This is a genomic window from Vibrio mimicus CAIM 602 (assembly GCF_000338875.1).
GTDB classification, from domain to species: domain Bacteria; phylum Pseudomonadota; class Gammaproteobacteria; order Enterobacterales; family Vibrionaceae; genus Vibrio; species Vibrio mimicus.
In genome coordinates this window covers 43,462-55,684 of sequence record NZ_AOMO01000029.1, presented here as the reverse complement: position 1 = coordinate 55,684, position 12,223 = coordinate 43,462, and the positions used below count along the sequence as shown (strand labels likewise).

General features: G+C 49.7%; 6 protein-coding genes and 1 pseudogene. 3 read left to right on the top strand and 4 right to left on the bottom strand.

The genetic code is table 11. The features are described 5' to 3' along the window. The first annotated feature begins 12 nt into the window (after window positions 1-12). From spoT to D908_RS0119325, 3 genes and pseudogenes are all read left to right on the top strand, one after another. Window positions 13-2,130, top strand: coding sequence for a bifunctional GTP diphosphokinase/guanosine-3',5'-bis pyrophosphate 3'-pyrophosphohydrolase (gene spoT, locus D908_RS10500; protein WP_005520780.1), 2,118 nt, complete (start codon window positions 13-15; stop codon window positions 2,128-2,130). Between the two features lie 118 nt (window positions 2,131-2,248). Next, window positions 2,249-4,327: an ATP-dependent DNA helicase RecG gene (gene recG / locus D908_RS10505; protein WP_005524299.1), complete on the top strand. Its 2,079-nt coding sequence runs from the start codon at window positions 2,249-2,251 to the stop codon at window positions 4,325-4,327. A 221-nt stretch (window positions 4,328-4,548) separates the two neighbouring features. Beyond that, window positions 4,549-5,954, top strand: a pseudogene (locus D908_RS0119325) (uracil-xanthine permease family protein). Between the two features lie 24 nt (window positions 5,955-5,978). Here the strand turns inward: D908_RS0119325 and envZ are convergent. From envZ to D908_RS10525, 4 genes are all read right to left on the bottom strand, one after another. Then, entirely contained in the window at window positions 5,979-7,295 is a 1,317-nt protein-coding gene (gene envZ, locus D908_RS10510; RefSeq protein WP_005524297.1) for a two-component system sensor histidine kinase EnvZ, read from the bottom strand. A 68-nt stretch (window positions 7,296-7,363) separates the two neighbouring features. Then, entirely contained in the window at window positions 7,364-8,086 is a 723-nt protein-coding gene (gene ompR / locus D908_RS10515) for an osmolarity response regulator transcription factor OmpR (protein ID WP_000230025.1), read from the bottom strand. Between the two features lie 203 nt (window positions 8,087-8,289). After that, the gene (locus D908_RS10520; RefSeq protein ID WP_005524295.1) at window positions 8,290-10,476 is read right to left on the bottom strand and encodes a carbohydrate-binding protein; all 2,187 of its coding nucleotides are present in this window, start codon (window positions 10,474-10,476) and stop codon (window positions 8,290-8,292) included. Between the two features lie 132 nt (window positions 10,477-10,608). After that, window positions 10,609-12,216, bottom strand: coding sequence for a glycoside hydrolase family 3 N-terminal domain-containing protein (locus D908_RS10525; RefSeq protein WP_005524293.1), 1,608 nt, complete (start codon window positions 12,214-12,216; stop codon window positions 10,609-10,611). Window positions 12,217-12,223 lie beyond the last annotated feature (7 nt).

The following is a 12,223-nucleotide window of genomic DNA, read 5'->3' as shown; positions in this document are numbered from 1 at the left end:
CGGGCCTGAAATTTGTATCTATTCGACAGTCTAAAAGACGTTGCCCAAGAATACCTCACAGAGCCTCAAATAGAGGCTCTGCGCCAATCTTATGTGGTAGCCAGAGATGCCCATGAAGGGCAAACCCGCTCAAGCGGCGAACCTTACATCATCCACCCTGTTGCTGTGGCTCGGATCCTCGCTGAGATGCGTCTCGACTTGGAAACGCTACAAGCGGCATTACTGCATGATGTGATCGAAGATTGTGATGTCACCAAAGAAGACTTAGATGCCCATTTTGGCAACTCAGTCGCTGAATTGGTGGATGGGGTTTCTAAGCTCGATAAGCTCAAATTTCGCGATCGCAAAGAGGCTCAGGCGGAAAACTTTCGCAAAATGGTGTTGGCCATGGTGCAGGATATTCGCGTTATCCTGATCAAACTGGCTGACCGCACGCATAACATGCGTACGCTCGGTGCATTGCGTCCGGATAAAAAACGCCGCATTGCCCGTGAAACTTTAGAAATCTACGCTCCCCTCGCCCATCGTTTGGGTATCCATAACATCAAAACCGAGCTCGAAGAGTTAGGCTTTGAAGCGCTCTACCCTAACCGTTATCGCGTCCTCAAAGAGGTGGTGAAAGCCGCGCGTGGTAACCGGAAAGAGATGATCCAACGCATCCACAGTGAAATCGAAGGTCGTCTGCAAGATGTGGGCTTACCCGCTCGCGTCGTGGGTCGTGAGAAAAATCTGTTCTCCATCTACAACAAGATGAAAACCAAAGAGCAGCGCTTTCACACCATTATGGATATCTACGCGTTTCGCATCGTGGTTGATACGGCCGATACTTGCTATCGCGTATTGGGTCAGGTGCATAGCTTGTACAAGCCACGCCCTGCGCGGATGAAGGACTACATTGCTGTCCCGAAAGCCAACGGCTATCAATCGCTGCATACTTCCATGGTTGGCCCACACGGCGTTCCGGTAGAAGTACAGATCCGTACCGAAGATATGGATCAGATGGCGGATAAAGGGGTAGCAGCACATTGGTCGTACAAAGCCAATAGTGAACGAGGCGGCACCACTGCGCAGATTAAAGCGCAGCGCTGGATGCAAAGCCTGCTCGAGTTACAGCAAAGTGCGGGTAACTCCTTTGAATTTATCGAAAACGTAAAATCCGATCTGTTCCCAGATGAGATTTACGTGTTCACGCCAAAAGGTCGTATCGTTGAGCTGCCAATGGGCGCAACCGCTGTGGACTTTGCGTATGCTGTGCATACCGACATTGGTAATACTTGTGTGGGTGCGCGAGTGGATCGCACGCCGTATCCACTCAGTCAGTCACTAAAAAGTGGTCAGACGGTAGAAATCATCAGCGCACCAGGCGCACGCCCGAACGCGGCATGGCTCAACTATGTGGTGACATCACGCGCGCGTACCAAAATTCGCCAAGTGCTGAAAACCATGCGCCGCGAAGACTCAATAACCCTTGGCCGACGTCTGCTTAACCATGCTTTAGGCGAACACTCCATCAACGAGATTGCCAAAGAAAACATCAGCAAGGTATTGAGCGATCTAAAAGTCTCTTCGATGGATGATTTGCTGGCTGCCATTGGTTTGGGTGAGTTGATGAGTATCGTGATTGCGCGTCGTCTACTCGGAAATGCCGATGAGCTGACGGAAACCAGTAAACACGATGGCAATAAAAACAAACTGCCGATCCGTGGTGCCGAAGGTATTCTGCTCACGTTTGCCAACTGTTGTCACCCGATCCCAGACGACCACATCATCGCTCACGTTTCACCGGGACGTGGCTTAGTCGTACACCGTGAGACTTGTCCAAACGTACGCGGCTACCAAAAAGAGCCAGACAAGTACATGGCAGTGGAATGGACTAAAGATTACGATCAAGAGTTCATTACTGAACTGAAAGTGGATATGCAAAACCGCCAAGGTGCATTGGCTGAACTGACCAATGTGATCTCCAAAACCGGCTCGAATATCCACGGCCTCTCGACTGAAGAGCGTGATGGTCGTTTGTACACAGTGACTGTTCTGCTCACCACCAAAGATCGAGTGCACTTAGCCGGCATCATGCGCAAAATCCGCACCATGCCACACGCGCTCAAAGTACGTCGCCGCAAACACTGATCAAGACCAAGAGAGGGATAAACCAGCGTTTCATGCCTCTCTTGGGCAATTTTTCCTGTACAAAAACACAGCTCGATGTTTGAATAGCCATTAAGTCAAATGGTTAGATCAAACGCGCATGTCACAACTACTCTCAGCGATTCCTCTTTGTGAACTCTCCGGTGTCGGGGCCAAAGTCGCCGAAAAACTGGAGAAAGTCGGTTTGCACACCGTGCAGGATTTGCTGTTTCATCTTCCGCTCCGTTATGAAGATCGCACTCGCGTTTATCCCATAGTGCAAGTGCACCACGGTTTATGGGCTGCGGTACAAGGCAAAGTCATGGCGGTAGATACCCTATTTGGCAAACGCAAAATGCTCACCGTGAAAATCAGTGATGGCAACGGCACGCTGACACTGCGCTTTTTTAACTTCACGGCGGCGATGAAAAACAACTTTGCGGAAGGCAAGTTTGTTCATGCTTATGGGGAAATCAAACGCGGTAATCAAGGCTTAGAGATCATCCATCCTGACTACAAATTCTTTGCCCCTGCACAAACGCCCGATGTCGAACCGAACCTGACTCCGGTTTACCCGACCACCGAAGGGTTACGCCAACTCACCCTGCGTAATTTGACCGACCAAGCGTTAGCGTTGCTTGAAAAATCTGCGGTGCAAGAATTGCTACCTTCCGGGCTTTACGATCAGCAAATGACCTTGGCACAAGCGCTGAAAATCATTCATCGCCCATCGGCGGATATCGATTTACGTTTGTTTGAACAAGGGCGACATCCTGCGCAAGTTCGGCTGATCATGGAAGAGCTGCTGGCGCAGAATCTCTCTATGCTGGCTATTCGCAGCCAAGGCCAGCAAGATGTGGCCTTGCCACTGGCCCCCGTCCACCAGCTCAAACAACAACTCTTGGCACAACTGCCCTTTTCTCCGACTAAGGCGCAGCAGCGCGTGGTCGCCGAAATTGAAGCGGATTTAGAAAAACCACATCCAATGATGCGCTTAGTGCAAGGCGATGTGGGCTCAGGCAAAACCTTAGTCGCAGCGCTTGCGGCAGTTCGTGCTATTGAGCATGGCTATCAAGTCGCCTTGATGGCTCCCACCGAGCTGCTAGCCGAGCAACACGCTCTCAATTTTGCGCAGTGGCTGGAACCTATGGGGATTCAAGTGGGGTGGCTGGCTGGTAAGCTCAAAGGCAAAGCGCGTGAAACGGAACTGGCACGTATCGCCAGTGGCGAAGTGAAAATGGTGGTCGGCACCCATGCTTTGTTCCAAGAGCAAGTCTCGTTTGACCATCTAGCTTTGGTGATTATTGATGAGCAACACCGCTTTGGCGTACATCAGCGTTTAGAGCTGCGCGAGAAAGGCGCGAAACAAGGCGCGTATCCGCATCAGCTCATCATGACTGCTACTCCGATCCCGCGTACTTTGGCGATGACGGCTTATGCCGATTTGGAAACTTCGGTGATTGATGAGTTGCCGCCCGGGCGTACTCCAATCCAAACCGTAGCAATTCCTGATACCAAACGCGATGACATTGTTGAGCGTATTCGCCACGCTTGCCTCAACGAAGGCAAGCAAGCGTATTGGGTGTGTACTTTGATTGATGAATCCGAAGTGCTGGAAGCACAAGCGGCCGCAGAAACGGCAGAAGAACTGCAACGTAAACTTCCCGAAGTCAAAATCGGCTTAGTGCATGGCCGTATGAAACCCGCCGAGAAGCAAGCGGTAATGCAAGCGTTTAAAAATAACGAGCTACATCTGCTCGTCGCCACCACTGTGATTGAAGTTGGCGTGGATGTGCCCAATGCCAGCTTGATGATCATTGAAAACCCCGAGCGTTTGGGGCTGGCTCAACTACACCAGCTACGCGGCCGAGTCGGGCGTGGCACCGTCGCCAGTCACTGCGTGCTGCTGTTTCATGCCCCTCTGTCGAAAACTGCTCAAAAACGCTTAGGCGTTCTGCGTGAAAGCAATGATGGGTTCGTCATCGCGCAGCGCGACTTGGAAATTCGTGGCCCCGGAGAGCTGCTGGGGACCAAACAAACCGGCTTAGCCGATTTCAAAATTGCCGATCTGGTACGCGACCAACAACTGATCCCGCAAGTTCAACGTATCGCGCGACATATCCATGAACGTTACCCACAGAATGCACAAGCCATCATCGACCGCTGGTTAGGTGAGCGCGATATTTACGCCAAAGCTTAGTGGTTTTGATCCTCATCAACCCGATCGTAAACCAAGAAAGCAAACGTTTGCTTTCTTGAGTAAAACATCTATAATCGCCGCCATTTTCCGGTATACGCAAACGTTTACCTCTTCTACCCAGAGCAGAGTCTGATTAACAGCAACCACAGATGCGGCTTCTGCTCCACCTTAACCACCCATTCAGCGTGCGCAAGGTGTAATTGACCATCAGGAAAATCGCTATGACACAACCGACTTCGCGTAAGGCAGATCTGGTCTATCAACTCAATGATCGTCCACCGCTACCGCAAACCTTATTTGCCGCCTTGCAACATTTGCTGGCCATGTTTGTCGCCGTGATCACCCCATCGCTGATCATTTGCCAATCCCTTGGTGTACCTGCCGTTCAAACTAACACCATCATCAGCATGTCACTGTTTGCTTCGGGTTTGTCATCCTTCATTCAAATCCGTACCTTTGGCCCAATTGGCTCAGGTTTGCTTTCCATTCAAGGCACCAGCTTTAACTTCTTAGGTCCCATTATTGGTGCAGGACTCGCGCTCAAAGCAGGTGACGCAAGCATTGAAACCATGATGGCAGCGATTTTCGGTACCATCTTGGTCGCTTCGTTCGCCGAAATTCTGCTCTCGCGCGTACTGCAATTTGCCCAGCGCGTGATTACTCCTCTGGTATCTGGGATTGTAGTGACCTTGATTGGCTTAACTCTCGTGCAAGTCGGATTGATTTCGATGGGCGGTGGCTATGCGGCTATGGCTGATGGCAGCTTTGGTAGCTTGATAAACTCGCGCTGGCGGGAACCGTATTGGCGATCATTGTGCTCCTTAACCGTGCACACAATCCTTACGTACGAGTGGCTTCGATTGTGATTGCGATGCTGGTTGGCTATGTAATGGCATACCTGATGGGCATGGTCAATACCGACAACTTGGCGGAAACTCAGTTCATCGCATTGCCTATCCCTATGCAATATGGCTTAGGGTTTGACTGGTCGCTGTTTATTCCTCTGGTGCTGATTTTCCTTATCACCGCACTAGAAGCGATTGGTGATATTACTGCGACATCCGAAGTTTCTGGTGAGCCAGTGAAAGGCCCTGTGTACATGAAGCGCATTAAAGGTGGCGTATTGGCTGATGGCCTAAATTCAGCATTAGCCGCGGTGTTTAACAGTTTCCCGAACTCCACCTTTAGCCAAAACAACGGCGTGATCCTGCTGACAGGCGTTGCCAGCCGTTATGTGGGTTATTTTATCGCGGGTATGTTGGTACTACTTGGCTTGTTCCCTGGCGTAGCAAGCTTTGTACAATTGATTCCTGAACCTGTACTCGGCGGTGCAACAATCGTGATGTTTGGTACGATTGCCGCAGCAGGCGTGCGGATTATTTCTCGCGTAGATTTGGATCGCCGTGCCATCCTGATCATGGCACTCTCCTTCTCTATGGGTTTGGGTATCGCTCAAAAACCAGAAATTCTGCAGTTTATGCCTGAATTTATTAAGAATTTGTTCTCTTCTGGTGTGGCCGCAGGCGGTATTACTGCAATCGTGCTTAACCTGCTGCTACCTGAGGTGCGCCGAGATGAAAACGCCGCTTCAGTATCGAAAACGGAAGCGGCGCAAGAATCAAACTAGCTGTTCATTCAGGGCTAACTTAGGTTAGCCCTTTTGCTGTTTGGTCGGGAAACTGATTTGTGCTCGCAGACCACCTTGAGTACGGTTGCTCACCGACACCGCACCATGATGCTGGCTAACAATCCGCTTCACAATCGCCAAACCTAAGCCAGTACCTTCACTGCCACGCGCGGTATCCCCACGAGTAAAAGGCTCAAACACTTTATTCACTTGGCTTGGATCGATACCCGGCCCATTGTCTTCCACACACAGCCAAACCAGCTTCTTATCCGCGGTCATGCCGCTACTTACCTTGACCCAACCATTGCCATAGCGCAGAGCGTTAACCACCAAGTTGCTCAGTGAGCGCTTAATCGCAATCGGGTTACCAAAGGCTGGAGTGAGCCCCACTTGCAGATCCGTTTCAATCTGCACTTCATAGCCCCCTTCCGAGCTGGCGACATCATTCGCAATTTCATTAATATCCACCGCTTCAAACGCTTCGCGATTCACGGGTTTGAGGTAATCCATAAATTGGCTGATGATCTGGTTACACTCTTCCGTATCACTGATGATGCTCTCTGCGAGATAGCTATCTTCTGGCGACATCATTTCTGTTGCCAAACGAATCCGCGTCAGTGGCGTACGCAAATCATGGCTGATCCCCGCCATCAATAGCGCGCGATCCTCTTCCAGTGCTTGAATGCCTTTCGACATTCGATTAAACGCACGAGTCACCGAGCGGATTTCTAGCGTCCCCTGTTCTGGTAAATGTGGCGGTGTTTCACCACGCCCCACCATTTTGGCGGCTTTTTCCAGCGCAATCAGTGGGCGGTTTTGCAAACGAATAAACAGCCAGCCACCAATCACAATCAATAGTGCCATGATGATACTGTTACGAAACAGCGGAGCGAAATCCTCTTCTTGCAGTTCAGAAAGCGGGATACGTAGCAACTGACCGGGTAGTGAGTCGATCTTCATCCACAGAATGTAGCTCTCTTCGCCCAAAGCCATGCGTACTTCGGTTGGTGAACCAAGCTCACTACTCATCTCTTCACTCATCAGATCCAGATTCACCGCATGTAAGAAATCGACAGCTTCTGGACTATCGTCACTGAGAATAGTCACCCCAAGCTGCTCAAGTACACGTCGTTTAAGTAGAGCGTCCATCTCTGAACTCACTTCCGGATTGCTGGTGTCATCCAGCATCAGGCTGATTTCATGAGCAAGAATTTTGTTGAACTGCTGCAAACTCGGCAGCAAGGCGTAGTTAAACACCGCGTAGTAAGAGTAGATTTGGCTGGCAATCAGCAGAGAACAGAACAGCAGAATCGATTGAGTAAATGAGCTGCGAATTCGCATAAGGCACCTGAATGTAGCAAGGGCACGCTCGGAGCGAGGACGCCCTTGCCCGGCGTGCCTAGGAGAAGTTAGTTGGCGGCTTTACCATCGGGTACAAAGACGTAACCCAGACCCCAGACGGTTTGAATATAGCGCGGTTTGCTTGGATCCACTTCCAACATACGACGCAGACGAGAAATCTGTACGTCAATCGAGCGCTCCATCGCTGAATATTCACGGCCACGTGCCATGTTCATCAGCTTGTCACGCGACAGAGGTTCACGCGCATTGGTCACGAGTGCTTTCAACACGGCAAACTCACCCGAGGTGAGCGGCATTGGCTCCTCACCACGGAACATTTCACGCGTACCAAGGTTAAGGCGGAAATCACCAAATTCGATCACTGTCTCTTCTGCGCTCGGCGCTCCCGGTGCTTCAATCACTTGACGGCGCAACACAGCTTTGATGCGCGCCAGAAGTTCACGCGGGTTAAACGGCTTAGGCAGATAATCATCCGCACCAACTTCTAGACCGACAATGCGGTCAATCTCATCACCTTTAGCAGTGAGCATCAGAATCGGGATCATGTTGTTGGAATTGCGCAGACGACGACAGATAGAAAGGCCATCTTCACCCGGCAACATCAAATCAAGCACCATCAAATGGAAGTTTTCGCGAGTCAGCAGACGATCCATCTGCTCGCCGTTGGCTACGCTGCGGACTTGAAACCCCTGCTCTGACAGGTAACGCTCAAGCAGCGCACGCAAGCGCGCATCATCATCTACCACTAAAACTTTATGATTTTCCACCATGATCCCACCTAACTGTTGTTCAATCCCCTACTCTTCGGGCGAGTAAAATGTAACATCGTTACCGCTCACCGGGAGCAAAGAATTGTTAATCTTTATGTCTTTGTAGCGGATGTGCTCTAGGGGTTCAATCTCAATTTCTATTTATAAAGAATAAACCCGCGAAAATGCGGGTTTATTAAGGTATTGAGTTAGATAACTTAAACTCAGTTACAAGCCCCTACCAATTGCCATGGCCCACCTTGATCAGGTTGGTTGTTGTCATTCCACCATTTTGCTTGGTAAATGTTACCTTGGTAGACCACTTGATCCCCACCAACATACACTTTGCCTGCAACCCAGTTTGCAGGACAAGCACTACCCGGTTCGAAGCTAACCACTAACGTTTGATTCGCTGCTAAGGATGGGAAAGTAAAGCTGCTCGCCACAGGTTGACTAACGCCGTTGACGACAATTAAGCTGACCTTATAGCCAGAGTCTGCAATGAAGTTAACCGTAAAATCAGCTCCACCTTGTGCAGAAATGATACCTGCTGCGTCTGGGGTTGGAGAAATCACGCCACCAGTACCACTAATCGAAGCCGTAATTTGGTAGAACACAGGAACATCAACCGTGACTTCGTTGAAATTACCTGTGAAACCAGCGAAGTTGCTTGCGGTCAACACTGACAACTGCGTATTTTTCAACACCAAACTTTTCTTATTGCCTTGAGCAAACGGATCTAACAAGGTAAGAACGGTATCAGCTCCAGCTTGAGTGAGTTTGACAGCGTTAAACGGAATCGCTTCATTACTGGCTGTTGTGATCACTGTTTTGGCTGGATAGAAATTGTTCACCACCAATTGTACATTCCATCCCCAACTTACGCTGTTGAGTGGAACAATATAGCCAAGACGATCATACCCGCCAGTCACATTAACAAACATATCAGGGTTAATGTCTGCTAAGGTTAAGCCCACCAGCTCATAAGATGCGTAAATGCCACCATCTTCAGCTTGTGGCCCGACAACCACTGAAGTTGCTGTTTCATACGCTTTCAAATGTTTGAAACCAATACCAGCTGAACCTTCAATCTTGTCGACGAGAGGATCAAAACCTGTAACCACTTTCTTGCCAGAGTTCCAAGCCAGTTTGTAAATGTCGGATTTTGCGATCACTGCAGCGGGATTAGCTTGAACATCTGCCGCATTCACACCTGAAAGCACAACAGTTTGACCTGAGAATTGTAATTCAGTACCACCTGCTACTGAAGCAACAACCAATCCAGCGAGTGGATCCGTTGCCTGCCAACCACGTAGGATGATCTTATCTTCACCGACAGTAAAATCAGCAATCGTAGTCGTAGCACCCAATTGCTCATTTAGGAGGATTTGGTCAATGCCACCACCTGTAACCACAGTGTCGTTACCCCATCCGGCAGACAACACTTCGTTATATTGGGAGCCTTCAATCACATCATTGGCGGGAGTATCAAAAATGGTGTTAAAACCGCCAAATTTATGGACATAAGTGGTGATACAAGTGCCGAGTTCATCGCACGTGATTTGATCTTTGGTCAACAGAGCCCCTGTTCCCCAAGCTCCGCGCAAATGCGCGGCCGCCAAGATACCTGACATGGTGGCTTGGATCTGGATCGGGTTACCATTGGCATCTTTACCTGGCCAGCTTTTCGCTAAAGCTTGTTCCCAAGTCATGTTGGCATCCGCGAGTAATTTGCTGATCACTTTTACGTTAAAGTGCATTGCATCACGCATCACCAATTCTTGCTTTTCCGGTAGGCGCAGATCGGCTAGCGAATTCACGCCATTTTTACCTACAAAAGTGCCTTCCCAACGGTTGTTATCCGTGACATACACCTTATTACCGCCAGAGCCTTCAATTTCTGCTAGTGCTTCCGTCTTACATCCAACCCATGTTGAATCGGGCACGAACATGTAGAAGCTGTCATATTCCTTACCATCAATATTCACCAATTTAGGGCTGTAGTAACCAGCATCAATTAAAACAGCCTCACCCAATTGATAGCCGATAAATCCCCAAGCATTCATGGAGTTGTATTGCATTTGACGGAACATTTCGGCGTCAGTCGGCGTTAGTGGGTTGTAGATGGTGTTAACCCCAAGCTTAGTAAAGAACTGATTAATGGTCGTCGGTTCCGAGATCATACTGCCAGTAGAGCAGTCACGAACTAATCGCCCTGGGCTGGTAACCTGCGCATAGGTATACACGGGGTTATCGAGGTTTTGGAGGTAGAAATCCGCTTGAGCCGGATTGATACCCGATTCAAAGTTGCGTAACGCATCTAAGAAACTTTGGATACCACTCGCATGGACTGGTGTCGCCAACGCAACAGCGACGGCCGCTGCTACAATTCCTTTTTTCGTTGTTAACATGATTTTCCTCGTTGAGTATGTGTTTAAGGCACATTGCCTTGTCCATGTCTCCCAACTACAAACCACTAGGAGGCCACCCACTGCTCAGAAATGAGCAGTGGGATATTTTGAATATGTTTGAAAAACGATGTTCTAAGCGACGCGACTCACTGCGCAGCCCTGAACTGGCCATGCTTCGCCAGCTAACACACGGGCGGCAGCAAAAGCGCTCTCTGGCCTTGCGGAGTGCGCACACAAATAATGCTGTACTTGAGGGTATTGCAATAGGTCGTAAGGGCTGCGCAAAGCAAGCACCACCAGATTGGAGAAATCCTGACTCAATTGCTGCACTCTGGCTTGTGCTTCCGTTTGAGCGAAATCCTCTCCCGGTAATGGATGGTTTTCGGTCACCACCACCAAATACCCGTTTTGGCTCTGCTCAAGCTGATCAACGGTTATCGGCTGCCAGTCTGCATTAAGCTCATTTAATGCCTGACACAAAGCGCTAAATGCAGGCAGTGCTTGGTTAGGGCCTATGCCGCGTGGGTTCATTAAATTGTGATAGCTGGATGAAGGTGTCGCGTTGAGTAGGTAAAGTTTCTTGTCACTTAACTCTAAGCCACCACGCACCCAAGTCACGGCGGCTTGAGAAACTTCGGCCGCCACTTGCTGGTTATTAAGAATGTTCCATTCTCCATACAGTGCCATAGGCACCAGTTTTTCCAGTTTGAGACGTACGACTTTTTCCAAGGCTTGGTCAATCACTGATTCCGCCAGCACACCTTGCCCAACGGCATCGATCACGCCGTGAATCATCGCTAATTGTTTATCAAGATAGGCATCGGAATGATCGTAATGTTCTTCGGAGAGCATAATCATGGTAATGCCCGCCTGCATCGCTTTTACCGCCGCATCCACTGGCGTGTAGTGGTTTACAATCGCGCCCATGTTCATGCTGTCTGAAATAATAACACCATCAAAGCCCATATCTTGACGCAGTACTTGCTGCAAAATCGTCGCCGATAAGGTTGCGGGCGCATTTGCATCCAACTGTGGGTAGAGAATGTGGCTGGTCATCACTAGATCCACACCCGCATCAATTGCGGCTTGGAATGGCGCTAAGTCATTGAGTTTGAGTTCAGCATAGGATTTATCCACACGTGGAATATCGCGGTGGGTATCGCCATGCGTATCACCGTGACCGGGGAAATGTTTCGCACAAGCCGTAATCCCACCTTGATGCAACCCTCGCACCGCTGCCGCAGAATGCAGAGCAACTTTCTCCGGCTGATCACCAAACGAGCGAGTATCAATAATCGGCGATGCTGGGTTTAAGTTCACATCACAACAGGGACCGAGAATGCAGTTAAAACCCGCACCACGCATCTCTTCACCAAACACTTGATACATACGTTCCGTACCAACTGCTTGATCCGAAACTCCTAACGCTAAATTGCCCGGCCCTGTGGTGGATTCGCCCACCAGCACGCCCCATGCCCCTTCTTGATCGACACCCAACAGCAAAGGCAAACGCTGATGTTGATCGAGGAGCTGCTGCAAGCCTCGGTTTAGCGCTTGAGCCTGTACAAAGGTTTCTGCGTTATCTTGGCTTAAATAGCAGCCACCTAAGTTGTATTCAGCAATCATTTGCTGCGCCGCCTGTGCCGACTTACCGGGAAACGCCAAGATAAAAAGTTGGCCAACTTTTTCCTTTAGGCTCCATTTGGCAATCTGCTCAGTAATCTGTTGTTGGCTTACCATTGTGTAT

Excerpts from the sequence above, each read along its gene's own strand:
- recG (WP_005524299.1), top strand. The coding sequence starts at position 2,249 with ATGTCACAACTACTCTCAGCGATTCCTCTTTGTGAACTCTCCGGTGTC.
- envZ (WP_005524297.1), bottom strand. The coding sequence starts at position 7,295 with ATGCGAATTCGCAGCTCATTTACTCAATCGATTCTGCTGTTCTGTTCT.
- ompR (WP_000230025.1), bottom strand. The coding sequence starts at position 8,086 with ATGGTGGAAAATCATAAAGTTTTAGTGGTAGATGATGATGCGCGCTTG.
- D908_RS10520 (WP_005524295.1), bottom strand. The coding sequence starts at position 10,476 with ATGTTAACAACGAAAAAAGGAATTGTAGCAGCGGCCGTCGCTGTTGCG.
- D908_RS10525 (WP_005524293.1), bottom strand. The coding sequence starts at position 12,216 with ATGGTAAGCCAACAACAGATTACTGAGCAGATTGCCAAATGGAGCCTA.